This is a genomic window from Curtobacterium sp. PhB172 (assembly GCF_003752545.1).
Classification (GTDB): Bacteria; Actinomycetota; Actinomycetes; order Actinomycetales; family Microbacteriaceae; genus Curtobacterium.
This window is the reverse complement of the sequence record NZ_RKIF01000009.1, coordinates 119,228-143,910: the sequence shown is the minus strand read 5'-3', so window position 1 is coordinate 143,910 and position 24,683 is coordinate 119,228. Positions and strand designations below refer to the sequence as shown.

Below are 24,683 nucleotides of genomic sequence, written 5' to 3'. Positions count from 1 at the left end.
TCAACCAACGCGTGCGATCCATTCGAGGTAGAAGAGGCCGACCCCCGCGGCGACGAAGAGCCCCGCGATGATCCAGAACCGGACGACGACCGTCACCTCGGCCCACCCCTTCAGCTCGAAGTGGTGGTGCAGCGGACTCATCCGGAAGATCCGCTTGCCGTGGGTGATCTTGAAGTACGCCCGCTGCAGGATGACCGAGCCGGTGACGATGAAGAACAGGCCGCCGATCAGGATGAGCAGGAGCTCGGTGCGGCTGAGGATCGCGAGGCCCGCCAGCGCGCCACCGAGGCCGAGCGAACCGGTGTCGCCGAGGAAGATCTGCGCCGGCGAGGTGTTGTACCAGAGGAAGCCGATGAGCCCACCGCAGACCGCGGCCGCGACGACCGCCAGGTCGAGCGGGTTGCTCACGGTGTAGCAGGCGTGCTCCGTGTTCGCGTCGAGACGGGCACCACCGCAGATCTGGTTGGACTGCCAGAAGCCGATGATGACGTACGAGCCGATCGCCAGGATGCTCGAGCCGGTCGCGAGACCGTCGAGGCCGTCCGCGACGTTGACGCCGTTCGACGTCGACACCGTGAGCAGCACGATCCAGGCCAGGAACAGCACGGTGCCGATGACCGTGCCGAGCGCCATGAAGTCGAGCCACGGGATGTCCCGGATCGCGGAGATCATGGTCGACGCCGGGGGCTTGCCGTTCGACGTCGGCACCACGAGGGCGACCGTGGCGAAGATGACGCCGACGATGACCTGGCCGAGGACCTTGGCCCACCCGCCGAGCCCGAGGCTCCGCTGGCGCCGGACCTTGAGGAAGTCGTCGATGAACCCGACGAAGCCCAGCCCCACCATGAGGAACAGCACGAGCAGGCCGGAAAGGGTGATCGAGTCACGTCCGACCAGGTGGCCGACGAAGTACCCGATCACGGCGCCGATGATGAGGACGATGCCGCCCATCGTCGCGGTGCCGCGCTTGGTGTGGTGCGACTGCGGACCGTCGTCACGGATGAACTGCCCCCACCCGAGACGGTGGAAGAGCTTGATGAAGAACGGGGTGAGCAGCAACGTGAACACCAGCGACGTAGCGCCGGCGATGAGGAGCGCGATCATTCGGTGACACCTCCGAGGCGGTCGCCGAGGAATCGCAGTTCGGCCGACTTCGAGGACTTGACCAGGACCACGTCGCCGGGGCGGAGCATGTCCTGGAGTGACCGGACGGCGTCGTCGACGTCCTCGATGAACACCGACTCGCCGTCCCACGATCCCTCGAGGGTGGCGGCCTGGTGGATGGGCATCGCGCCGCGGCCGACGACCACGAGCTGTCCGATGCCGAGACGGACGACGAGCCGACCGATGCGGTCGTGCTCCTCGGTCGAGAACTCGCCGAGCTCGGCCATCTCGCCGAGCACGGCGACGGTCCGCTCCCCCGGACGCACGATCTGCGCCAGGGTCCGCAGCGCCGCTGCGGTCGAGTCCGGCGACGCGTTGTAGGCGTCGTTGATGACGGTGACGCCCGCGGGGCCGCCCTGCAGCAGCTCCATGCGCCAGCGCTCGGCGCGCGTCATCGACGCGAGCGCCGCAGCGCCGTCGGCGAACGGGACGCCCCAGCGGTGGGCGACCGTCAGGGCGGCGGCCGCGTTCATCGCGTGGTGCTCACCCAGGATCGCGAGGCGCACGTCCACGTGATCCGGGCCTCCAGGCTGGGTACCGTCCGTCGGACGGTCGCCTTCCTGATCGACGGGAGGCGCGGTGAGGGTGAAGCGGGTGCCGCTGCGGTCCGTCTCGATGCCGGTGATGCGGTAGTCGGCATCCGCCGACGTGCCGAAGCCGACCACCTGGGCGGCCGTCAGGTCGCGCATCGACGCGACCCGGTCGTCGTCGACGTTGAGCAGTGCGGTCGCGGAGGCGGGCAGGTCGGTGACCATCTCGGACTTCGCGCGCTGCGTCGCCTCGATGCCGCCGAACTCGCCGGCGTGCGCCAGGCCCACCTTGAGCACGACACCGACGTCCGGCTCGGCGATCCGGACGAGCGCCGCGATGTGGCCGACGCCGCTGGCCCCCATCTCGACGACCAGGAACCGGGTGTCGTCCGTGACGCGGAGCATCGAGATCGGTGCCCCGACGTGGTTGTTGAAGGACCCCTCGGGCGCGACGGTCTCGCCGTGCTGCTCGAGGATCGTCCGGAGCATGTTCTTGGTGCTCGTCTTGCCGTTCGAGCCGGTGATGCCGACGACCTTGAGCGGTGCCGGACGCCCCTCGGCGTCGACGCGGTCGGCGGAGGCCATCCGGACCCGGGTGACGACCTCGTGGGCGAGCGCAGCGAGTGCTGCGTAGCCGTCCGCGACGACGATCTGCGGCGCGGTGGTCTCGACGCGCTCGGGCGTGATGACCAACGCGGCACCGGCTTCGGTCGCGGCGGGCACGAAGCGGCGCCCGTCCGTGACCTCGCCGGGCAGGGCGAAGAAGACACTGCCGGGGCGGACCAGGCGGGAGTCGGTCTCGACCGAGCCCTCCACCACCAGGTCGCCGGGCTCGGCGACGTCGGTCGCCTGGGCACCGCCGATCAGCTCGCCGCCGACCGCGGTTGCGATCTCGGCGAGGGTGAGCGCGATCATCGGAGGTCCTCGGCCGGACCGGAGTTCGGCTCCCAACCGGCTTCGCGCAGGGCCTGACGGGCCTCGTCGCGTGCCGAGTAGGGGGTGCGTACACCGGCGATGTCGCGGTAGTCCTGATGGCCCGGGCCGGCCCAGAGGATGGAGTCGCCTTCGCCGAGCAGACCGACGGCCAGGCGGATGGCGGCCTCGGGCGGGCTCACCTCGTGCAGCTCGTGGTCCGGGAACGCCTCGCGCGCAGCGTCGACCAGGGTCTTCCGGATCGACGCGGCGTCCTCGAAGCGGGGGTGGTGGTCGGTGACGACGAGGATGTCGCTGCCGGCCGCCGCGACGCGGGCCATGTCGCCGCGCTTCGTGGTGTCGCGGTCGCCGTCGGCGCCGAACAGCATCAGGACCTTGCCGGACGTGAACTGGCGGACGGCCGCGAGGGTGTTCTCGAACGCGTCGGCGCTGTGGCCGAAGTCGACGTAGACGCTCGGGCCGTGCTCGCCCGAGACACGCTCGGTCCGGCCGGGCAGGTAGCACTCGATGGCGGACACGCGGCGCACGGCGCCGTCGCGGTCACGGTCACGGTCGCTTCGGGCCTCGTGCTCGTCGCGGTCGTCTTCGTCCGGGTAGCGGCGGTGGTTGCTGTCGAGCGCGTGCGCGATGGCACCGAGCTCGAAACCGCCCTCGACCAGCATGACGATCGCCAGTGCGGCGTTCGCGGCCATGTGCCAGCCGATCAGGGGCACACGGGTGGTGAGCTCGCGGCCCTCGGGACCGGTCAGGCGGAACTCGGTGTACGCGGCGTGCGCCTCGACGATGTCGACGTGCCACTCGGCCTCGACGTCCGGGTGCACGGTGATCGTCGTGACCGGGATGCGGGAGTCCTGCACCACGCGGTGGCCCCAGTCGGTGTCCAGCGAGACGACGCCGCGACGGGCGTGCTCGGGCTGGAACAGCGGGAGCTTCGCCTGGTAGTACTCCTCCATGTCGGCGTAGTCGTCGAGGTGGTCGTGCGACAGGTTCGTGAAGGCCGCGACGTCGAAGACGATGCCGTCGACCCGGTGACGGCTGAGGGCCTGCGCACTCACCTCGACGGCGACCGCGCGCACCTCGCTCTCGCGCATCCGGGCGAGGAGCGCGTGCATCTCGCTGGCCTCGGGCGTGGTGAGGCGGCTCGTCACGCTGAGCGTGCCGATGTGGCGCTCGGCGGTCGAGCTCAGGCCGGTGACCAGGCCGAGCTGCTTGAGGATCCCCTCGAGGATGTACGACGTGCTCGTCTTGCCGTTCGTGCCGGTGACGGCGAACAGCTGCGGCAGGTCGGTGGCCTCGTCCGGGTGGGTGCGGTAGACCCAGGCGGACACGTCGCCCAGGGCAGCACGGGGGTCGTCCACGACGAGGACCGGCAGGCCAGCCGCTCGTGCGCTCTCCACGCCCGCGTCGTCGGTCAGGACGGCGACGGCACCGCGCTCGGCGGCCTCGGTGGAGAACTCCGCGCCGTGCCGGTTCGCACCGTGCACGCCGACGAAGACGTCACCCGGCTGCACCTCGGCGGCGCTCAGCGTGACACCGGTCGTCTCGACGGCGTCGAGGGAACCGACGACGTGGAGGCCGAACGCGTTCGCGAGTTCGGCGACCGCCCTCGGGGTCGGGTGTTCGGGCCGGAGGACCGGGGGGATCCGTGCGGACAAGTGTTCCTTCTTCCTCACCACGTGGACGGGTAGAGCTTCGCCTCGGACGCGGAGGGGGCTACTCGGTACTTCTCGAGCACCTGGGACATGAGTGTGCGGAACGCCGGAGCCGCTCCGCTCGACCACTTGTTGGTCTGCGGCTTCGTGAACGTCACCGTGACAACATACTGGGGGTCTTCGGCGGGTGCCATTCCGGCCACCGAGGTGATGCGCTGACCGCCGTAGCCCTTCGAGCCCTCGGCCACCTCGGCGGTACCGGTCTTCGCGGCGATGTTGTAGCCCGAGATCGGCTTCATGCCCACGAGCGTGCCGCCCGTGACCACGCTCTGGAGCATGTCGGTGACCTGGGTCGCAGCGTTGGCGGACACGACGCGCTGCTTCTGCACGTCGGGCGCGTCGATGGTCGTGCCGTCCGACGTGGTGCAGCCCTTGACGAAGTGCAGCGGGATCCGGACACCGTCGTTCGCGATGGTCTGGAACACGCTGGCGACCTGGACCGCGGTCGTCGAGATGCCCTGGCCGAACATCGAGTTGATGTTCGTCTGCTGGTCCCAGTTCGGACTCGAGCCGTAGTCCATCGACGGCTGGCCCGGGTAGTCGATCGCCGACTCCGGTTCGAACAGCCCGAACTTCTGCATGTAGTCGTACCGCTGCTGGGCCGTCAGCCGCGCGCCGAGCTCGGTGATGCCGACGTTCGACGAGTTCTGCAAGATGCCGGTCAGCGTCAGGTTCTCGGTCTCGTGGAACTCGGAGTCGTGGATCGTGCCGCCCCAGGGGAAGGTGCGCGAGTAGGGTACGACCGCCTGGTCGGTGGGACTCGACTTGCCCTGGTCGATCAGGGCCGCGGCGATGGCGGCCTTGATCGTCGATCCGGGCTCGTAGGAGTCGGTGAGCGCACGGGAGCCGAACGCCCCCTTGTCGGTCGTGGCGTCGACGTCGTTCGGGTCGACCGTCGGGTAGTCGGCGACCGCGAGCAGCTCGCCCGTCTTCACGCTCGTGACCGTGGCCGTCGCGGACTCGGCCTGCAGGGTCTTCGCGGCGGACGCGATGGTCTGCTGCGCCATGTACTGCAGGTCGCTGTCGATCGTCGTGACGAGCGTGCCGCCGTCCTTGGCCTGCTTCTTCGTCACGGTGCTGCCGGGCAGCTGGACGCCGTCCTCGCCGCGCTCGTACGTCTCCGAGCCGTTCGTGCCGGCGAGGCACTTGTTGTAGGCGTACTCCAGGCCGGCCTGTGCGCCGTCGGTGCCCATGAAGCCGGTGACGTTGCCCGTGGTCGCACCCGTCGGGTAGACCCGCGACGCCTGCTGCTCCTTGTAGATCCAGGGGATGCCGAGGTCGGTGACGGCCTCGTAGTGCTTCACGTCGAGGCCCTTGACCAGGTACGCGAAGTCCGACTTCGGGTTCGCGGCGATGTTCTTCCGCATGGTCGCGACGTCGCCGCCCGAGGCCTTCGCCAGGGCGGTGAGCGCCGTCGACACGCTGATGTCCTTGACCCGGGTCCCACCGAGCTTGCCCTTGAACTCCTTGACCAGGCGCGGGGCGGTGGTGATGTTGTACCGGGTGACGCTGTCGGCGAGTTCCGTGCCGTTGCGGTCGACGATCGACCCGCGGGTGCCGTAGATCGTCACCGGGATGCTGCGCTTCTGCGTCGACTGCTCGTTGAGGGCCGAGGCCTGCACGACCTGGATGTCGACGAGGCGGACCACGAAGACACCCACGAGGGCGATCACGGCGATCATCACGATGCTGTAGCGCAGTCGGCGGTTGCGGATCGTCTTCGTCACGCGGTGCGGTCCTTCCCGGATGGTGCTGAGGGTGGTTCAGACCCGCAGGTCACCGGGTGGAGGGCGCCTGGAGCTGGTTCGCGTCGGACTCTACGGAGGACTTCGAGGAACCCCCGTCCGACGCGCTGGCGCCGCTCGTCTTCTCAGACGCGGCGGTGCCGGTGGTGCTGCCGGTGGTGCTGCCGGCGGTGCTGTTGCCGGCGGTGTCGTCGGCCTTCGTGTCGGCACTGGCGCTGCCCGTGGTCGATCCCGTCTCCTTGCTCGTCGACGTGTCACCCTGCTTCGCAGCGAGGGGGACGTCGTTGAGCAGGGAGTTCGGCACCTGGTTCGAGGTCGCTGCGGTGGCCTGGTCGGCGACCGCCGGCGTCGGCGTGCCGTAGACCCGGCCCGTCTTGGGGTCGAGGTAGACCGGCGTGGAGTTCGCGATCATCCCGAGGGACTGCGCGTTGCGGGCCAGGTTCTGCGGCGAGTCGAGCACCCGGAGTTCCTCGGACAGCGACTGTTGCGTGCGGGACAGGTTCGTCTGCTCCGTGCCGAGCGCGCTCAGCGTGTAGGCCCCCTGGCTGAGCACCATGCTGATGCCGAGCTGGGCGAGCAGCAGGACGCCGAGGGCGACGACCGCGGTGACGGCGTAGCCGATGCGGGGCCGTGCACGGCGCTGGGCCGCGGTCGGCGTGACCTCGACGAGCTCCGGTCGGCTCTGGCGGTCCGGGCGCGGTGCGCGGGACGGGACGACGGCGGGGTCGACGAGTGCGAGGTTCGTGCTCATGTCACTTCCGGATCCGCTCGGCCGCGCGCAGGCGCACGGGTGTTGCTCGGGGGTTGGCGGCGCGCTCGGCCTCGTCGGCCAGCTCGGCGCCCTTGACGATCAGGGAGAAGGTGGGGGCGTGCTCGGGGAGCTCGACCGGCAGCCCGGCAGGGGCACTCGACTTCGTTCGCGCCACCAGCGCCCGCTTGACGATGCGGTCCTCGAGCGACTGGTACGACTCGACGACTATGCGACCGCCGACCGCGATGGCGTCGAGCGCCGCCGGGATCGCGCGTTCGAGGACGCTGAGTTCGGCGTTCACCTCGATGCGCAGCGCCTGGAACACGCGCTTCGCGGGGTGGCCCTGGCGCTGGATCGCGACCGGGGTCGCGTCGTGGAGCACCTGCACCAGGTCGCCCGACATCTCGAACGGCACGCTCGCGCGGCGGTCGACGATGGCCCGGGCGTAGCGGCCGGCGAGCTTCTCCTCGCCGTAGCGCTGGAAGATGCGGCGCAGCTCGCCCTCGTCGTAGGTGGCCAGGACGTCGGCGGCGGTCTGCCCCTCGGTCCGGTCCATCCGCATGTCGAGCGGGGCGTCCTGGCTGTACGCGAAGCCGCGCTCGGCCCGGTCGAGCTGCAGCGAGCTGACCCCGAGGTCGAACAGCACGCCGTCGACCTGACGGAAGCCCTCGCCCTCGATCGCGTCGACGATGCCGTCGTACACGGTGTGCACCAGGCGGACGCGGTCGCCGAAGCGGGCCAGGCGCTCCCCTGCTATGCCGAGAGCGTCGGTGTCACGGTCGAGACCGATCAGCGTCAGGTCCGGGAACCGCTCGAGCAGCCCCTCGGAGTGTCCGCCCATGCCGAGCGTGGCGTCGACGACGACCTTGCCCGGTCCGTCGAGCGTCGGCGTGAACAGGTCGACGATGCGCTCGAGCATCACCGGCGTGTGCGGGAAGCGTGGTGTCCCGTTGTCGTTGTCGGCCATGTGCAGCCCCTCGTCTTCCGGGCCGCGGGTCCGGATCCCCATCCATGCGACCTGACATCGGGGAAGTGATGTCAGGGCTTCACGGCTGGGAGTCCCGATCCACGGATCAGAAGATCCCCGGGATCACCTCCTCGTCGTTGTCGGCGAACGCCTCTTCGGCTTCGGCGTAGTAGGCCTCCCACGCGGTGGTCGACCAGATCTCGGCACGGTCACCGCTGCCGATGACCGTCAGGTCCCGTTCGAGCCCCGCGTACTCACGGAGGTTCTGCGGGATCGTCACGCGGTTCTGCTTGTCGGGCTGTTCGGCGCTGGCCCCCGAGAGGAACAGGCGCATGTAGTCCCTGGTGCGCTTCGACGTCATCGGTGCGGTCCGGATGCGTTCGTGGAGTTCCTCGAACGTCCGGGCGCTGAAGACCACGACGCAGCGTTCCTGGCCGCGGGTCATCACGAGTCCCCCGGACAGTTCGTCCCGGAACTTGGCGGGGAGGATCACGCGACCCTTCTCGTCGAGCTTCGGGGCATGAGTACCGAGCAGCACGTCGGGCCTCCCCTCCGCTCCACCGGACCGTTGCAAGCCCCACTTTACTCCACTGCCCTCCCCCCGGCCAGGATTCCACTCCCTTTTCGCCCCATGGCACCCCTTTTGGGGCCGTTTCGGCAGCGCTGAGGCCCGGACGGCCGTGGCGGATGCCCGTCGTGCCGGGGATCTGGGCGGGAGCGGCGGTCGTGGAGGAAAGTGGAGGACTTTCGCAGCCAGTGGAGCGCCCTGTGGCGCGGCGAGGTGCGGCGGCGTGTGGCGAGGTGCGGCGGCGTGTGGCGCGCTGCTGCTCGGCGTTGCTCGGCGCCGTGGCGTCTGCGCCCGATCGCTCCCGCGACGCCCCTGCCACGCTCTCACCACGCCCGAGCCATCTCACCGAGGTTCCACGACATGCCGCGCGCAGGTCGCCGAGGTTCCACGGAGGGACGCCCGAGCGCGCGAGATGCCGAGATTTCGGAACCTCGACGACGCTCGACGCGGGGCGCCCCCGGGAACGCTCGACGACGCTCGACGCGGGACGCCCCGGGCACGCGAAACGGGGCCGACCCGAAGGCCGGCCCCGTCACGAGGGAGGAGTGTGGAGGGCTGCTACTGCCCCTGGTCGTTCCGCTTGTCCCAGCGGTCGTTCATGCGGTCCATGAAGGACCCGCCGCCGCTCGCCGGACGAGCCGAACCACCGGACGCGGGCGCACCCGGTCGAGCGGGCTTCGCCTTCGGGGCGCGCATGCCCGGGCGCAACGCGAAGAGGACACCGGCGAGCATCACGACGAAGCCGAGGATGCCCAGCAGCGGGGCCTTGATCACGAGACCGACGATCACGATCGCGACGCCGGCGAGTGCACCGAGCACTCCGAGCGTGATGGCCGTGTACGTCGGACGACCCTGTCGACGTGTGACACGCGCCACGAAATCGGAATCGTTCTGGTAGAGGCTGCGCTCCATCTCTTCGAGAAGGCGCTGCTCCTGTTCCGAGAGCGGCATCTTGGTTCCCTCTGTTCCTGGGATCGACGCGGGGTTGAACAACCGGGCTGGAAAACACTCGGTTGAGTGGACCAATTCTATGTCCCAACCGCTCCACTAGGGTAGGGACTGTGGCTGAGAGTACGCGATTAGTGGACCTCGTATCGGCGCGTATCGACCGGGCACTCGACGAGCAGCGTGAACGGCTCCTCGCGATCAGCCCCGATCTCGCCCCGTTCGACCTGTACGCCCGAGATCTACTGTCCGGCGGCAAGCGCTTCCGGGCGCTGTTCTGCTACTGGGGGTGGCAGTCGGTGGCGGGCCGATCGGGCTCGTTCGACCCGCTGGCGGAGGGCTCCCGTCAGACCACGGCCGAGGCGATCGTCACGGTCGCCGCAGCGCTCGAGGTCTTCCACGCAGCAGCCCTGGTGCACGACGACATCATGGACCGCTCCGACACCCGCCGTGGGCGTCCCGCAGCACACCGCCGGTTCGAGTCCCTCCACCAGGAGTCCGGCTTCGTCGGCGACCGCGGGCAGTACGGCACGAACTCGGCGCTGCTGCTCGGTGACCTGCTGCTGTCCCTCAGCGACTCGGTGTTCGACGAGGGCCTCGCACTCCTCGACCCGGTGCGCGCCCGCATCGTGCGCCAGGAGTTCCACGCGATGCGCCTCGACGTCACCGCGGGCCAGTACCTCGACGTGCACGAAGAGACCGCCTGGCCCGTCATCGACGAGTCCGAGCACCTGCTCCGCGCCCAGCGCGTCATCGTCTTCAAGTCCGCGAAGTACTCGATCGAGGCACCGCTCGTCATCGGCGCGCTGGTGGCCGGCGCGAGCGACTCGCAGCTCGAGGGCCTCCGCGCCTTCGGGCTCCCCCTCGGCGTCGCCTACCAGCTGCGCGACGACATGCTCGGCGTGTTCGGCGACCCCGAGGTCACCGGCAAGCCCGCCGGCGACGACCTGCGCGAGGGCAAGCGGACCGTGCTCATCGCCTCGGCCCGCAAGGCGCTGGCCAGTGGCCCGCGACAGCTGCTCGACGAGCTCCTCGGCGACCCCGACCTCGACGAGGAGCAGGTGCAGATGCTCCGCGCCACCCTCACCGAGTCCGGTGCGGTCGCCGCGGTCGAGCGTTCCATCGACCGGCACGTGCAGCGCGCGAAGGCGGCGCTCGACGCGTCGCCGCTGACGCCGTCGGCACGGGAGCAGCTCGCGTCGCTGGCCGACACGGTCAGCCGCCGGTCGTCGTAGACGCGACACCAGGACAGACGGGAGGCCCGGTGTCAGCTGGCACCGGGCCTCCCGTCTGCTCGGAACGCGTCTAGAGCAGCGACTGGGCCACGCGACGCACCTCGGCCTTGCGACCGGCGCGCAGCGCCGCGATGGGCGAGACGCCCATCGAGTCGTCGACGGTGAGCATCCAGCGGACGGCCTCGTCGTCGGTGAAGCCGTTGTCGCTGAGCACGGTCAGGGTGCCACGCAGCTCGGGCATGGGCTCGCGGTCCTCGAGGAACTCGCTCGGCACGCGCAGGACGCCGCCGACGCGGGCCGCCAGCAGGGTCTTCTCCTCGAACAGGCGGTGGATCCGGCCGGGGCTGGTGCTGAACAGGTCCACCAGTTCGGGGACGGTCAGCCAGCGCTCGGAGAGGGAGAGGTCGTCGACGGGTGCAGCACTCACACGCCCATGGTGCCAGAGCGAGGCACCGAGTGAGTACGTACCGTTCGTCACATTCGTCACACGCACCACATCCGGCTCTCTGGTTGACTTGGGAATCACACCATGCCAGCGTTGTGCCACCTGTGAGTGCGCGCATGCACGCGCACGGGACAGTCGAGATCAGGAGAAACCGTGGACAACGCTGCAGACGAAGCCGCCCGGCGCGCACGATCCGCCCGGTTCGCGACCATGCCCATCGTCCTCGCGGGCACGATCGCGGTGACCGCCGGCCTGACCGGCCCCATCGCGCACGCCGAACCGCGACACGACGACGCGGACTCGAACCACAAGCGCCACGTCGACCAGGACCGGGGCGTCGGCAACCGTCCGGTCTTCGGCACCACGGTCGCACGTCCGTCGCAGACCGTCGTCACGACGGTCGCCGCGACGACGACGGCAGCCGCCCCCACGACGGCAGCCGCCCCCACGACGTACACCGTCCGTCAGGGCGACACGGTCTCGGGCATCGCCGCCCGCTTCGGCCTGTCGGCGCAGGAGGTCCTGGTACGGAACGGCCTCGGCTGGAACACGATCATCCACCCCGGGCAGACGCTGCACCTGGCGTCGACGCCCGCGGTGACCACGGCGCGCACGACCACGAGCGCCGGATCGACGTCCGGGTCGGGGTCGGGGTCGGGGTCGGGGTCGGGGTCGAGCACCTCGAGCTACCACGTGAAGTCGGGCGACACCGTGTCCGGCATCGCGTCGCGGGTCGGCGTGTCGACGACAGCGCTCCTCAGCGCCAACAAGCTCTCGCAGCGCAGCGTGATCTACCCCGGTCAGACGCTCCGGGTGCCGCACGGCTCGTCCGGTGGCGGCTCGGTGTCCACGGCCGCAGCGTCGTCGGGTTCGTCCGGTTCGTCGAAGTCGAGTGTGAAGATCTCCTCGGGCGACACGATCGGCTCGATCGCTGCGTCCCACCACGTCTCCGTCGCCTCGCTGCTGTCGGCGAACGGCCTGACGTACACGAGCACGATCTACGCGGGCAAGACCCTCGTCATCCCGTCGTCGAGCACTGCTGCGACGACCGCTGCGGCGCCGTCGCGTGCCGCGGTGAGCGCCGCCGTCGGACTGAGTGCCGAGCAGCGCCAGAACGCGGCCACCATCGTCGCCGTCGGCCGCTCCCTCGGGGTGTCCGACCGCGGCATCGTGGTGGCCCTGGCCGCCGCGATGCAGGAGTCGAGCCTGCGCAACCTGCCCCACGGCGACCGCGACTCGGTCGGCCTGTTCCAGCAGCGGCCGAGCCAGGGCTGGGGCAGCGCGGCGAAGCTGCAGGACCCCGCGTACGCGACGAAGCTGTTCTTCGGTGGTCGCAGCAACCCGAACGTCGGCAAGACCCGCGGGCTGCTCGACGTGCCCGGGTGGTCGTCGATGAGCATCACCGACGCCGCCCAGGCCGTGCAGCTCTCCGCCTACCCCAAGGCCTACGCCAACTGGGCGAGCGCCGCCCAGGGCTGGCTGGCCACCCTCTGAGTCTCATCCGGAAGATCGAGATTGGGTCACGACCGGTGCGCCGGTGCGGTCCCGTGCAGTCTCGATTCGTAGAATGCCGCCGATGACCACCAACGCCGCCACGGATCCGATGATCGGTCGCATGATCGATCAGCGGTACCGCGTCCGCTCCCGCATCGCGCGCGGGGGCATGGCGACCGTCTACCTCGCGACCGACGTCCGCCTCGAGCGACGCGTCGCGATCAAGATCATGCACGGGCACCTGGCCGACGACCAGGCCTTCCGTGAGCGTTTCATCCAAGAGGCGAGGTCCGCCGCGCGGCTGTCCCACCCGAACCTGGTCGGCGTCTACGACCAGGGCGCCGAGGACGACACCGCGTACATCGTCATGGAGTACATCCCGGGCATCACGCTGCGGGACCTGCTGCAGGAGCACCACGCCCTGACGCCGGAGCAGGCGACCGACATCCTGCGCGCCGTGCTGGCGGGCCTCGCGTCGGCCCACCGCGCCGGCATCGTGCACCGCGACCTGAAGCCCGAGAACGTCCTGCTCGCCGACGACGGCCGCATCAAGCTCGGCGACTTCGGCCTGGCCCGGGCGACGACGGCGAACACCGCGACCGGGGCCGCCCTGCTCGGCACGATCGCGTACCTCTCCCCCGAGCTCGTCACCCGTGGCGCCGCCGACTCGCGCAGCGACATCTACGCGCTCGGCATCATGCTCTACGAGATGCTCACCGGCGAACAGCCCTACAAGGGCGAGCAGCCGATGCAGATCGCCTACCAGCACGCGAACGACACGGTGCCGGTCCCGAGTGCCGCGGTGTCCGGCGTCCCACCCGAGCTCGACGAACTCGTCGCCTGGTCGACCGCCCGCGACCCCGAGGACCGTCCGCGCGACGCCCGCGAGATGCTCGACCACATGGCGGGCAACCAGCAGCGCGCCACGGGCCAGTACCGGACCGCCGTGCTGCGGCCCGAGAACGCGACCGCGATCCTGCCGTCCGGCGGCGGGGCCGCTGCCGGGCTCGGCGCTGCTGCCGCTGGTGCCCGCGCTGCTGCCGCCGACGCACCGGCTGCCACCGATGCCACGGCGATCATCGACAGCCCCGACCGCGGGCGTCCCACGACCCGAAACCGCACCACCGGTCCGGGCCCGCGCCGCACGGGCGCGCAGCCCGGGGTGCTCTCGCCCGCGGGACAGCGCCTGGCCGACCTCTCCGCGAAGCGTCGCAAGCGCGGCTGGATCGCTCTGTCTGTCTTCGTCGTGCTCCTGCTCATCGGCGCGGGCTTCGGCTGGTACTTCGGGCCGGGGCCGGGTGGCAACGTGCGCATCCCCGAAGTGACGGGCAAGTCGGTCTCGCAGGCCCGGCAGCTGCTCGAAGCCCAGGGCCTGCACGCGGCGTCGAAGACCGGAACCCGGTTCGACGCCGTCGTCGCGAAGGGACAGGTGTCCATCACCAAGCCGGCCGCGAAGCGCGAGGTGCAGAAGGGCACGTCGGTGCAGCTCGTCGTGTCGAACGGGCCGAAGATGATCGCGCTGCCGACGATCGTCGGGCAGCCGATCTCGACCGTCACCGCGGCGCTCGACGACGACTTCGAGCTGCAGGACAACCGGTACGAGTTCTCGGCCGACGCCGCGAAGGACACCGTCATCGCGGCGACCGGCCGGGCGTCCGGCGGCAAGGCGCTCGACCTGACGTCGGTCAAGGCCTACGGCGAGACCGGCCCGGTCACGCTCACGGTGTCCCTCGGCGCCGTGCCGGACGTCGTCGGGAAGACCGTCGACCAGGCTTCCACGGAGCTCGACGCGGTCGGCCTCATCCTCGGGGCCCGCACCGAGGAGTTCAGCGAGGACGTCCCCTCCGGACAGATCGTCTCCGCGAAGGTGCAGGACTCCCCCGCCGTACGCGGCAGCGCGATCGACGTCGTCGTCTCGAAGGGCCCGACGCCGATCACCCTGCCCGAGGACGGCGTCGTCGGCTCGACCATCAACGAGGCCACCGCGACACTCGAGGGCCTCGGGCTCAAGGTCGCCGTGCCCGACTGCACGAACATCCTGTGCGGGTTCTACGACTGGAAGTCGTCGCTGCCGGTGACCGGCACCGACCCGGGCGCCGGAGCCACGGTGTACCGCGGCGACACGGTGACGCTCTCCTACGACCAGTAGGCGCGCCCGCCCGACCGGTCCGGTCCGGTCCGGTCCGCCGAAGCGACACCTGTCCGCTCGGCGTCGCCGAAGGCACCGCGAAAGCGACAGTGTGCCGTCGAACATCGGCGGCACACTGTCGCTTTCGCGAACCGGCGCGGGAAACGCGTCGCGGGGCGCGAAGTGGACGCAACCGGCACGCCGGACGGGAGGCGCGGGGCGGGGCCGCCACGGGCCTCCCGTCCGGTACGCGGAAGCGACAGAACCCCGCGAACAGTTCGCGGGGTTCTGTCGCTCTGGCGGGACTGATCCGACCCGCTGCGCGCTACGCGCGCACGTGCGGGTGCGCGCCGAGCTCCTCGGCCACGAGGAACGCGAGCTCGAGCGACTGCATGTGGTTCAGCCGCGGGTCGCAGAGCGACTCGTAGCGGGTGGCGAGGGTGGCCTCGTCGATGTGCTCCGACCCGCCGAGGCACTCCGTGACGTCGTCACCGGTGAGCTCGACGTGCATGCCGCCCGGGTAGGTGCCGACCTGCCGGTGCGCCTCGAAGAAGCCGAGGACCTCGTCCACGACGTCGTCGAACCGACGGGTCTTGTAGCCGGTGGGCGTGGTCAGGCCGTTGCCGTGCATCGGGTCGGTGACCCACAGCGGGTTGGCGTCCATGCCCTTGATCGCCTCGAGCAGCTTGGGCAGCTCGTCGCGGATCTTGCCGGCACCCATGCGCGTGATGAACGTCAGGCGGCCGGGCTCGCGGTTCGGGTCGAGCTTGTCGACCAGGGCCTTCATGTCGTCGACGCTCGTGGTCGGGCCGAGCTTCACGCCGATCGGGTTCCGCACCCGCGACAGGAAGTCCACGTGGGCACCGTCGAGGTCACGCGTGCGCTCCCCGATCCAGATGAAGTGGCCGGAGGTGTCGTAGGCCAGACCGGAGCGCGAGTCGATCCGGGTCATCGGGCGCTCGTAGTCCATGAGCAGACCCTCGTGCGACGCGTAGAACTCGACGTGCTTGAGCGCCTCGAAGTCGGCACCGCAGGCGTCCATGAAGCGGATCGCGCGGTCGATCTCCTTGGCGAGGTGCTCGTACCGGGCGTTCGCCGGGTTCGACGCGAAGCCCTTGTTCCACGAGTGCACCTGGCGCAGGTCGGCGAAGCCACCCTGGGTGAAGGCGCGGACCAGGTTCAGGGTCGACGCGGCCGTGTGGTACCCCTGCACCAGGCGGCGCGGGTCGGCCGTCCGGCTCTCCGGCGTGAAGTCGTAGCCGTTCACGATGTCGCCGCGGTAGGCGGGCAGCGTGACGTCGCCGCGGGTCTCGAAGTCGCTCGAGCGCGGCTTGGCGAACTGCCCGGCCATGCGGCCCATCTTGATGACGGGCATCGACGCACCGTAGGTCAGGACGACGGCCATCTGCAGGATCGTCTTGACGCGGTCGCGGATGGAGTCGGCGGTCGCGCCGGCGAAGGTCTCGGCGCAGTCACCGCCCTGCAGCAGGAACGCCTTGCCCTGTGCGGCGGCGGCGAGCCGCTCGCGGAGCTTGTCGACCTCGCCCGCGAAGACGAGCGGCGGCAGCGTGGCGATCTCGGCCGAGGCGGCCTCGGCCGCTGCGGCGTCGGGCCACGTGGGCTGCTGCTTGATGGGGAGCGTGCGCCAATAGTCGAGACCCTCGATGACGTCCGGATCCTGCAGGGCGACGAAGTCGGTCGACTCGAACAAGGGCGTTACCTCGGTGTTCTGTGCGGGCGGCCCGCCTGGCCACCGGAAGGCGGCAGAACGGGCGTCCTGGCGGAGTGCCGGGACCATCAGAGCCTAACGTGCGGGCGACGACTTCCGTTCCCGCATGACTGCCTCGCGTGCCGAGCTCGCGCGTTCCTTGACGCTCGTCGCGTAGACGTCGACGTACTCCTGACGACTCAGCCCCGCGAGCTCGTGCATGACCTCGTCGGTGACGCTGCGCAGGATGAACCGGTCGGTCTCGAAGCCCTGGAAGCGCGAGAAGTCGAGCGGCTTGCCGAACACCACGCCGACGCGCTTGATCTTCGGGAAGCGCTGCCCGATCTGCTGCACCTCACGCGTGCCGACCATGGCGACGGGGACGACGAGCACCCGGCCCTCGAGGATCATCCGCGCGATGCCGGTGCGACCGCGGTAGAGCTTGCCGTCGGGGCTGCGGGTGCCCTCCGGGTAGATGCCGAGCTGCTCGCCGCGGGCCAGGACCTGCAGGCCGGTGCGGAGCGAGGCCTCGGACGCCTTGCCGCCGGAGCGGTCGATCGGCAGCTGGCCGATGGCGTTGAAGAAGGTCTTCGTCGCCCAGCCCTTGAGCCCCCGCCCGGTGAAGTAGTCGCTCTTCGCCAGGAAGGACAGCCGCCGGTCGAGCACGGCCGGCAGGATCACCGAGTCGATGAACGAGATGTGGTTGGACGCGAAGATGACCGGGCCCTTGGCGGGGACGTTCTCACGGCCGACCACCCACGGGCGGAACAGGGTGAGGATGAGCGGGCCGAGCAGGAAGTTCTTCAGCAGCCAGTAGGTCATCGACGACTCCAGGTGGTGGGGTGGGCCTGAGCGACCCTACGCCGTGCGGGCCGGTACGCGGTTACGCCGTGCGGGCGTGGATGCGGGCCAGGTCAGCGGCGCCGACGACTCCGGCGTCGTTCACCAGCTCGGCGATCACGAAGTCCGGCTCGGGGTGGTAGCCACGCGCCGGCAGGTTGTTGAGGTACGCCTGCTTGATCGGGTCGAGCAGCCGGTCCCCCGCGCTGGCGACCCCGCCGCCGAACACGAACAGCTGCGGGTCGAGCACCGCGGACAGCGAGGCACAGGCCTCACCGAGGTGACGGCCGAGGCGACGGAGCGCAGCGAGGGCACCCGGGTCGTCGGCCAGGATCAGGTCGCCCACGATGTGCCCGTCGAGCTCGCCGCCGTTGGCTTCGCGCGCGTCGGCCAGCGCGGAGCCGATGCCGCCGGCGTCGGCGACGTCGTTCGCCATCCGCTGCAGGGCACGACCGGAGCCGTACTGTTCGATGCAGCCACGCGCACCGCAACCGCACGGCAGACCGTTCGGCACGATGCGCAGGTGGCCGATCTCGCCGCCGGTGCCGAACCCACCGCGGAACAGGCGGTCCTCGGTCACGATGGCGCCGCCCACACCGGTGCCGATGGTCAGCATCGTCATGTCGGAGACGAGCCGGCCGGCGCCGAAGCGGAACTCGGCCCACCCGGCGGCGTTGGCGTCGTTGTCGACCGTGATGTGCAGGTCGCCGAGGCGCTGCTGCAGCTTCTGGCGCAGGGGCTCGTTCCGCCACCGGATGTTCGGCGTGTAGTAGACGATCGACTGCGAGGCGTCGATGAAGCCGGGGGCCGCGACGCCGACCGCGCCGACCTCGTGACCTGAGCTGAGTCGCTCGACCATCGAGACGACGTCGTCGAGCATGGCGTTCGGGTCCGCAGCGTTGGTGGCCACGCGGTCCTCGGCGATGATCTCGCCGAGTTCCGTCACGACCGCTCCCGCGATCTTGGTGCCCCCGATGTCGATTCCGATGGCGTGCACGGTCCAAGAGCCTACCGGTTCACCGCGAACTCACGGAACGCCCGGTGACGCGTCCTATGCTGGCTGTGTCGCCTCGCAGGATGAGGCGCCCTCGAATCGAACCGGCAGACAAGGGAGTCACCGTGAACGATCAGCGACCCGAACGCGCCAGTCAGGTTCCGACCGGGAGGCACGCCTCGCGTCCGACGAGCGGCCCCGTCGCTCCTGACCACGGCTCTGCAGCGCGGCTGCTCGGCGACCGCGCTCGGCTGACGCCGTCGCGTCCGATCCTGGCCCAGCGCCACGGCGACACGTGGACGACGATCACCGCCGGCGAGGTGCTCGCGCGGGTCCGCGGCATCGCGAAGGGCTTCGTCGCCGCCGGCCTCGAGCCCGGCGCCCACGTCGCGATCCTGTCCCGCACCCGCCTGGAGTGGACCCTCGTCGACTTCGCGGTGTGGACGGCGGGCCTGGTCTCCGTGCCCGTCTACGAGACGAGTTCGCCCGACCAGGTCCGGTGGATCCTCTCCGACTCCGAGGCCGTCGCGATCGTCGTCGAGCAGGAGGAGCACGCGCGTCGGGTCGCCTCGATCGCCCCGGACCTGCCGCACCTCGGGCAGCACTGGACGATCGACGGCGGCGGGCTCGACGACCTGACCCGGCTCGGCGAGGACGTCACCGACGACGAACTCGACGCGCGGACGGCGTCGGTGCACGGCCACGACGACGCGACGATCATCTACACCTCCGGGTCGACCGGACGCCCGAAGGGGTGCGTCCTGCGGCACGACAACTTCACCGCGACGGTCGAGAACGCCAGTGTCGCGATGCCCGAGGTCGTCGCGGACGGCGCCTCGACCCTGCTCTTCATCCCGATGGCCCACGTGTTCGCCCGCTTCATCGCGGCGATGTCCGTTTCGGCCGGGGTACTTGTCGGCCACGAGCCGGACACGAAGGACCTCATGCAGGCCGTGTCGTCGTTCAAGCCGTCCTTCCTGCTGGCGGTCCCACGAGTGTTCGAGAAGATCTACAACGCCTCCGAGCAGAAGGCCGACCTCGGCGGCAAGGGGAAGGTCTTCCGGGCCGCTGCGGACACCGCGGTCGCCCACTCCGAGGCCTTGGCCGCCGGTCGGGTCCCGCTCCTGCTCGGCCTGAAGTTCAAGCTGTTCGACAAGCTCGTCTACGCGAAGCTCCGGAACGCCCTCGGTGGCCGCACCGAGTACGCGGTCAGTGGCTCGGCGCCGCTCTCGCCTCGGTTGTCGCACTTCTTCCGGTCGATCGGGGTGCTCATCCTCGAGGGCTACGGACTCACCGAGACGACCGCGCCCGCCACCGTGAACCGCGCGGCGGACCTGCGCATCGGGACGGTCGGACCGGCACTCCCCGGGGTCGAGATCCGGATCGCCGACGACCAGGAGATCCTGATCCGCGGCGTCGACGTGTTCGACCGCTACTGGCGGAACGACGAGGCCACCGAGCGGGCGTTCACCGACGATGGCTGGTTCCGCACGGGCGACCTCGGACGGCTCGACGACGACGGCATCCTGACGGTGACCGGACGCGCCAAGGAACTCATCGTCACCGCAAGCGGCAAGAACGTCGCACCGGCACCGCTCGAGGACGGCGTCCGCGAACACCCGCTCATCGGGCAGGTCGTGGTCGTCGGCGAGGGCAAGCCCTTCATCGCCGCCCTCGTCACGCTCGACCGCGAGATGCTCCCGGGGTGGTGCGAGAGCCGCGGGATCACGCCGGCGCTCTCCGCGCACGAGGCTGCGTACGACGAGCGCGTGCTCACCGCCGTGCAAGAGGCGATCGACGCCGCGAACGGCCGGGTCTCACGAGCCGAGTCGGTCCGGTCGTTCACGATCCTGGACACCGAGCTGACGGAGGGCTCCGGACACCTGACGCCGAAGCTGACGATCAAGCGGTCGGTCATCCTGCGTGACTTCGCGGCGGACATCGACCACATCTACTCGGGGTCGAAGGTGCAGACGACCGCGACGCCCGTCATCGAGGAGCGTCGCGCGCGCCGCGCGTAGCGCGTAGCGCCCCGTCGTCTCGGCGTACCCGGCCGTTTCGGGCGTACCAGGTCGTTTCTTCCGACCAGGTATGCCCGATTCCGCCAGGTGCGCGCGGGGTGCAGGCGCAACGGCCTGGAGGCCCGGTGCCGGTCCACGGGACCGGGCCCGGGCCTCCAGGCGGTTGCGGTGCGCGCGGGGCGCGACCCCGTCGTCTCGGCGTACCGGGACCGATCGGGCGTACCAGGTCGTTTCTTCCGACCAGGTACGCCCGATTCCGCCAGGTGCGCGCGGGATGCAGGTGCGCGCGGGGTGCAGGAGCGCGCGGGGCTCAGGCCTCCGGCGACTGCTCCGTCGCGGGGGCGTCGAGGACGGCGATCGAACCGGTGGCGACCGTGGTGTCGGCCGGACGACGGTTGGTGCGGGTGCGGTGCGAGCTCAGCTCGTCAGTCTGACTGGTCATGCGGGAGTCCTGGGGGGATGGGATGGTCGTCGGTGGGAGGCCGACGCCGATACGGTACCTCTTCGTCAGGACAAAGCGACAATCCCCCGTGGGGGTGTCATGAGCAGGCACTCATGACCGGCGGATCAGTGGAACCACTCCTGCGCCCGGATGTCCCGAAGCGCCTGCCGTCGGACCTCTGGTTCGAGGGTCATCACGTAGACGGTGCCGTCCAGGTGGTCGACCTCGTGCTGCAGCGCCTCTGCCATCAGCCCGGTGCCCTCGAGCACCACCTCGGCGCCGTCGACGTCGACGCCACGGACCTTGGCGTACGGGTGCCGCCGGGTCGGGTAGCCGAGCCCGGGGACGGACAGGCACCCTTCCTCCATGAGTTCGGGCTCCCCCGAGACCTCGACGACCTCGGGGTTCAGCACGTACCCGACCTCGCCGTCGACGTTGTACGAGAACGCGCGGAGTCCGACACCGATCTGCGGCGCGGCCACACCGGCGCGGCCAGGCTCCTTGACGGTGTCGATCAGGTCCTGCACGAGGTCGCGGACCCCGCTCGACCCGAGTGCCGCCGGAGCGATCGGGTCCGCAGGCGAACGGAGGACGGGGTCGCCGAACAGGCGGATGGGACGGACGGTCAATTTACTGCAGCACCACCAGGAGGTCGCCGGCGTCCACCTGCTGGGTCGCCGGGATCGCGAGACGGCCGACGGTGCCCGCCACGGGCGCCGTGATGGCCGCTTCCATCTTCATCGCCTCGATGCTCGCCACGGCCGCTCCGGCCTCGACGACGTCACCGACGGCGACCTTGAGCGTCACCACACCGGAGAACGGCGCGGCGACGTGCTTCGGGTCGGACTTGTCGGCCTGCTCGGCGACCTTCGTCTCGACCTCGATCGACCGGTCGCGGACCGAGACCGGGCGGAGCTGCCCGTTCATCGTGGCCATGACCGTTCGGATGCCCTTGTCGTCGACCTCGCCGATCGCCTCGAGCCCGACGAACAGGTTGACGCCCTTGCCGAGCGGCACGACGTGCTCCTGCCCGGGGCGCAGCCCGTACAGGTAGTCGACGGTCGGCACCACGGACAGGTCACCGTACTGCTCGCGCACCCGCTCGAACTGGGCCGTGGGCTGCGGGAACAGCAGTCGGTTCAACGCCTGCTGGCGCTCTGGCCCCGCGGCGTCGAGGTGCGCGCGCTCGGCGTCCGGCACCGGGGTGATCTCGAGGCGGACGTCGCGGCCCGCCAGGACCTTCGTCCGGAACGGCTCCGGCCAGCCACCCGGCAGGTCACCGAGCTCGCCGGCCATGAACCCGACGACGGAGTCCGGGATGTCGTACTTGTCCGGGTTCTGCTCGAAGTCGGCCGGGTCGGCGTTCACCGCGGCGAGCTGCAGCGCGAGGTCGCCGACCACCTTCGACGACGGCGTGACCTTGGTCGGGCGTCCGAGGATCCGGTTCGCCGCGGCGTACCAGTCCTCGACCTGCTCGAACCGGTCGCCCAGGCCGAGCGCGATCGCCTGCTGGCGGAGGTTCGACAGCTGACCACCGGGGATCTCGTGCTGGTAGACCCGACCCGTCGGACCGGGGAGCCCGGACTCGAACGGGGCGTAGGCCCGACGGACCGCCTCCCAGTAGGGCTCGAGGTCGCCGACCGCGTCGAGGGACAGTCCGGTGTCGCGCTCCGTGTGTGCCAGGGCGGCGACCAGCGCGGACATGCTCGGCTGGCTCGTCGTGCCGGCCATCGGCGCCGAGGCGACGTCCACCGCGTCCGCACCGGCACGCGCGGCGGCGAGGAGCGTCGCGAGCTGCCCACCGGCGGTGTCGTGCGTGTGCACGTGCACGGGCTTGTCGAAGCGCTCGCGCAGGGCGCGGACGAGCTTCTCGGCGGCGCCGGCGCGGAGCAGGCCAGCCATGTCCTTGATGCCGATGACGTGCGCTCCGGCCTCGACCATCTGCTCCGCAAGGCGGAGGTAGTAGTCCAACGTGTACAGGTCCTCGGCAGGATCGAGGAGGTCGGCGGTGTAGCAGAGCGCCGCTTCGGCGACGGCCGTGCCGGTCGCGAGCACTGCCTCCAGGGCCGGTCGCAACTGGCTGACGTCGTTGAGCGCGTCGAACACGCGGAAGACGTCGACGCCCGTGGCGGCGGCCTCGGCGACGAACGCGTCCGTCACCTCGGTCGGGTACGGGGTGTAGCCGACCGTGTTGCGGCCGCGCAGCAGCATCTGGATCGGGATGTTCGGCATCGCCTCGCGCAGCGAGGCCAGGCGCTCCCACGGGTCCTCGCCGAGGAACCGGAGGGCGACGTCGTACGTCGCACCGCCCCAGGCCTCGACGCTCAGCAGCTGCGGCGTCAGCCGCGCGACGTACGGTGCGACGGCGACGAGGTCCTTCGTGCGGACGCGGGTGGCGAGCAGCGACTGGTGCGCGTCGCGCATCGTCGTCTCCGTCACGGCGAGCCGGGTCTGGGCGCGGAGTGCCTTCGCCCACTCGGCCGGACCCTGCGCCAGCAGCAGGTCGCGCTGGCCCTCGGGCACCGGGGCGCTGAGGTCGAGGGCGGGGAGCTTGGCGCTCGGGTCGGTGACCAGCGGAGACCGCTCACCGTTCGGCTTGTTCACCGTGACGTCGGCCAGCCAGTTGAGGACCTTGGTGCCGCGGTCCTTCGACACGTGGCCGCTGAACAGCTGCGGACGCTCTTCGATGAACTTCGTCGAGACGTCGCCGCGGGCGAAGTCCGGGTCCTCGAGCACGGCCTGCAGGAACGGGATGTTCGTGCTGACGCCGCGGATGCGGAACTCGGCGAGGGCCCGCTTCGCACGAGCGACGGCCGTCGGGAAGTCGCGTCCGCGGCACGTCATCTTGGCGAGCATCGAGTCGAAGTGCGGGCTGATCTGCGCACCGGTGGCGACCGTGCCGCCGTCCAGGCGCACACCGGCGCCACCGGGGCTGCGGTACGTGGTGATGCGGCCGGTGTCCGGCCGGAAGCCCTGCGTGGGGTCCTCGGTCGTGATGCGGGTCTGCAGCGCGGCCCCGTGCACGGAGACGGTGTCCTGCGACAGGCCGAGGTCGGCGAGCGACTCGCCCGAGGCGATGCGCATCTGCGACTGCACCAGGTCGACGTCGGTGACCTCTTCGGTGACGGTGTGCTCGACCTGGATGCGCGGGTTCATCTCGATGAAGACGTGCTGGCCCTCGCGCTCCCCCTCGGTGTCGAGCAGGAACTCGACCGTGCCGGCGTTCACGTAGCCGATCGAGCGGGCGAAGGCGACCGCGTCGCGGTGCAGAGCCCGGGCGATGGCAGGGTCGAGGTTCGGCGCCGGGGCGATCTCGACGACCTTCTGGTTGCGGCGCTGCACGGAGCAGTCCCGCTCGAACAGGTGGATCGTCCCCGCGTCGGTGCCCGTCGCGTCGGCGAGGATCTGCACCTCGATGTGCCGCGGCCGGATCACCGCCTGCTCGAGGAACATGGTCGGGTCGCCGAACGCACTGTCGGCCTCGCGCATCGCTGCTTCGAGCGCTGCACGGAGTTCGGGCTTGGTCTCGACCCGGCGCATGCCACGGCCGCCACCGCCGGCGACGGCCTTGGCGAACACCGGGAACCCGATGGCGTCGGAGCCGGCGATGAGCTCCTCGATGTCGCGACTCGCCGGGGTGCTCGCGAGGACCGGGACGCCGGCCGCGATCGCGTGCTCCTTCGCGGTCACCTTGTTGCCGGCCATCTCGAGCACGTGTTCGCCCGGACCGATGAAGGTGATGCCGGCTGCGGCGGCCGCGGCGGCGAGCTCCGGGTTCTCGGACAGGAAGCCGTATCCGGGGTAGATCGCGTCGGCGCCCGACTCGCGCGCCACGCGGATGATCTCGGAGACGTCCAGGTACGCCCGGACCGGGTGGCCCCGCTCACCGATCAGGTAGGCCTCGTCGGCCTTCAGACGGTGCAGGGAGTTCCGGTCTTCGTAGGGGTAGACGGCGACGGTGCGCGCCCCCAGTTCGTACGCGGCACGGAATGCGCGGATGGCGATCTCACCACGGTTCGCCACGAGGATCTTGCTGAACACGACGTCCCTTTCAGCCCGGG

19 protein-coding genes are annotated in these 24,683 nt (G+C 70.5%); 4 read left to right on the top strand and 15 right to left on the bottom strand.

Features of this window, described 5'->3' with window-relative positions; genetic code table 11:
* The 8 genes from mraY to EDF42_RS12965 all read right to left on the bottom strand — a co-directional run bounded on the left by mraY (window position 1) and on the right by EDF42_RS12965 (window position 9,321).
* Window positions 1-1,104: a phospho-N-acetylmuramoyl-pentapeptide-transferase gene (gene mraY, locus EDF42_RS13000; RefSeq protein WP_111085789.1), complete on the bottom strand. Its 1,104-nt coding sequence runs from the start codon at window positions 1,102-1,104 to the stop codon at window positions 1-3.
* Entirely contained in the window at window positions 1,101-2,609 is a 1,509-nt protein-coding gene (gene murF, locus EDF42_RS12995; RefSeq protein WP_123672598.1) for a UDP-N-acetylmuramoyl-tripeptide--D-alanyl-D-alanine ligase, read from the bottom strand. Before murF ends, mraY begins: the two co-directional genes overlap by 4 nt.
* A complete protein-coding gene (locus EDF42_RS12990) occupies window positions 2,606-4,282 on the bottom strand; it encodes a Mur ligase family protein (RefSeq protein WP_123340366.1) in 1,677 nt (558 codons plus the stop codon). Before EDF42_RS12990 ends, murF begins: the two co-directional genes overlap by 4 nt.
* Before the next feature lie 14 nt (window positions 4,283-4,296).
* Window positions 4,297-6,066 (bottom strand): penicillin-binding protein 2, encoded by a 1,770-nt coding sequence (locus EDF42_RS12985; protein ID WP_123672597.1) that lies wholly within the window; start codon window positions 6,064-6,066, stop codon window positions 4,297-4,299.
* Between the two features lie 49 nt (window positions 6,067-6,115).
* Window positions 6,116-6,835, bottom strand: a complete 720-nt coding sequence (locus EDF42_RS12980) for a hypothetical protein (RefSeq protein ID WP_123672596.1) — start codon at window positions 6,833-6,835, stop codon at window positions 6,116-6,118.
* A 1-nt stretch (window position 6,836) separates the two neighbouring features.
* Window positions 6,837-7,802, bottom strand: a complete 966-nt coding sequence (gene rsmH, locus EDF42_RS12975; protein WP_123292832.1) for a 16S rRNA (cytosine(1402)-N(4))-methyltransferase RsmH — start codon at window positions 7,800-7,802, stop codon at window positions 6,837-6,839.
* A 106-nt stretch (window positions 7,803-7,908) separates the two neighbouring features.
* Window positions 7,909-8,340 (bottom strand): division/cell wall cluster transcriptional repressor MraZ, encoded by a 432-nt coding sequence (mraZ, locus tag EDF42_RS12970; RefSeq protein ID WP_071254530.1) that lies wholly within the window; start codon window positions 8,338-8,340, stop codon window positions 7,909-7,911.
* A 588-nt stretch (window positions 8,341-8,928) separates the two neighbouring features.
* Entirely contained in the window at window positions 8,929-9,321 is a 393-nt protein-coding gene (locus EDF42_RS12965) for a DUF3040 domain-containing protein (protein WP_123340363.1), read from the bottom strand.
* A 110-nt stretch (window positions 9,322-9,431) separates the two neighbouring features.
* Between EDF42_RS12965 and EDF42_RS12960 the strand changes: the two genes are divergently transcribed.
* Window positions 9,432-10,550 (top strand): polyprenyl synthetase family protein, encoded by a 1,119-nt coding sequence (locus EDF42_RS12960; protein WP_111085795.1) that lies wholly within the window; start codon window positions 9,432-9,434, stop codon window positions 10,548-10,550.
* A 70-nt stretch (window positions 10,551-10,620) separates the two neighbouring features.
* Here the strand turns inward: EDF42_RS12960 and EDF42_RS12955 are convergent, their stop codons facing one another.
* Window positions 10,621-10,977 carry an Rv2175c family DNA-binding protein gene (locus EDF42_RS12955; RefSeq protein WP_111085815.1) on the bottom strand — a complete coding sequence of 119 codons (357 nt, stop codon included), beginning with the start codon at window positions 10,975-10,977 and terminating at the stop codon, window positions 10,621-10,623.
* A gap of 171 nt (window positions 10,978-11,148) precedes the next feature.
* On the opposite strand from EDF42_RS12955, the gene EDF42_RS12950 reads away from it, so the two are divergent.
* Both EDF42_RS12950 and pknB read left to right on the top strand, forming a co-directional pair.
* Entirely contained in the window at window positions 11,149-12,489 is a 1,341-nt protein-coding gene (locus EDF42_RS12950; protein ID WP_260235476.1) for a LysM peptidoglycan-binding domain-containing protein, read from the top strand.
* Window positions 12,490-12,571: 82 nt separating this feature from the next.
* Window positions 12,572-14,638 (top strand): Stk1 family PASTA domain-containing Ser/Thr kinase, encoded by a 2,067-nt coding sequence (pknB, locus tag EDF42_RS12945; RefSeq protein WP_123672856.1) that lies wholly within the window; start codon window positions 12,572-12,574, stop codon window positions 14,636-14,638.
* A 304-nt stretch (window positions 14,639-14,942) separates the two neighbouring features.
* Here pknB and EDF42_RS12940 read toward each other — a convergent pair whose 3' ends face one another.
* From EDF42_RS12940 to EDF42_RS12930, 3 genes are all read right to left on the bottom strand, one after another.
* On the bottom strand, window positions 14,943-16,328 hold the full coding sequence (locus tag EDF42_RS12940) for a class II 3-deoxy-7-phosphoheptulonate synthase (RefSeq protein ID WP_123340362.1): 1,386 nt from the start codon (window positions 16,326-16,328) through the stop codon (window positions 14,943-14,945).
* A gap of 93 nt (window positions 16,329-16,421) precedes the next feature.
* On the bottom strand, window positions 16,422-17,147 hold the full coding sequence (locus EDF42_RS12935) for a 1-acyl-sn-glycerol-3-phosphate acyltransferase (RefSeq protein WP_123292455.1): 726 nt from the start codon (window positions 17,145-17,147) through the stop codon (window positions 16,422-16,424).
* 61 nt (window positions 17,148-17,208) lie between these two features.
* Window positions 17,209-18,162 (bottom strand): ROK family glucokinase, encoded by a 954-nt coding sequence (locus tag EDF42_RS12930; RefSeq protein WP_111085799.1) that lies wholly within the window; start codon window positions 18,160-18,162, stop codon window positions 17,209-17,211.
* A gap of 122 nt (window positions 18,163-18,284) precedes the next feature.
* On the opposite strand from EDF42_RS12930, the gene EDF42_RS12925 reads away from it, so the two are divergent.
* Window positions 18,285-20,180 carry a long-chain fatty acid--CoA ligase gene (locus tag EDF42_RS12925; protein ID WP_260235475.1) on the top strand — a complete coding sequence of 632 codons (1,896 nt, stop codon included), beginning with the start codon at window positions 18,285-18,287 and terminating at the stop codon, window positions 20,178-20,180.
* A 310-nt stretch (window positions 20,181-20,490) separates the two neighbouring features.
* Here the strand turns inward: EDF42_RS12925 and EDF42_RS19250 are convergent, their stop codons facing one another.
* From EDF42_RS19250 to EDF42_RS12915, 3 genes are all read right to left on the bottom strand, one after another.
* Window positions 20,491-20,622, bottom strand: a complete 132-nt coding sequence (locus EDF42_RS19250; protein WP_260213425.1) for a hypothetical protein — start codon at window positions 20,620-20,622, stop codon at window positions 20,491-20,493.
* Window positions 20,623-20,747: 125 nt separating this feature from the next.
* The gene (locus tag EDF42_RS12920; protein ID WP_123292453.1) at window positions 20,748-21,251 is read right to left on the bottom strand and encodes a peptide deformylase; all 504 of its coding nucleotides are present in this window, start codon (window positions 21,249-21,251) and stop codon (window positions 20,748-20,750) included.
* 1 nt (window position 21,252) lies between these two features.
* A complete protein-coding gene (locus tag EDF42_RS12915) occupies window positions 21,253-24,663 on the bottom strand; it encodes a pyruvate carboxylase (protein ID WP_123672595.1) in 3,411 nt (1,136 codons plus the stop codon).
* Window positions 24,664-24,683 lie beyond the last annotated feature (20 nt).

Excerpts from the sequence above, each read along its gene's own strand:
- mraY (WP_111085789.1), bottom strand. The coding sequence starts at position 1,104 with ATGATCGCGCTCCTCATCGCCGGCGCTACGTCGCTGGTGTTCACGTTG.
- murF (WP_123672598.1), bottom strand. The coding sequence starts at position 2,609 with ATGATCGCGCTCACCCTCGCCGAGATCGCAACCGCGGTCGGCGGCGAG.
- EDF42_RS12980 (WP_123672596.1), bottom strand. The coding sequence starts at position 6,835 with ATGAGCACGAACCTCGCACTCGTCGACCCCGCCGTCGTCCCGTCCCGC.
- rsmH (WP_123292832.1), bottom strand. The coding sequence starts at position 7,802 with ATGGCCGACAACGACAACGGGACACCACGCTTCCCGCACACGCCGGTG.
- EDF42_RS12965 (WP_123340363.1), bottom strand. The coding sequence starts at position 9,321 with ATGCCGCTCTCGGAACAGGAGCAGCGCCTTCTCGAAGAGATGGAGCGC.
- pknB (WP_123672856.1), top strand. The coding sequence starts at position 12,572 with ATGACCACCAACGCCGCCACGGATCCGATGATCGGTCGCATGATCGAT.
- EDF42_RS12935 (WP_123292455.1), bottom strand. The coding sequence starts at position 17,147 with ATGACCTACTGGCTGCTGAAGAACTTCCTGCTCGGCCCGCTCATCCTC.
- EDF42_RS19250 (WP_260213425.1), bottom strand. The coding sequence starts at position 20,622 with ATGACCAGTCAGACTGACGAGCTGAGCTCGCACCGCACCCGCACCAAC.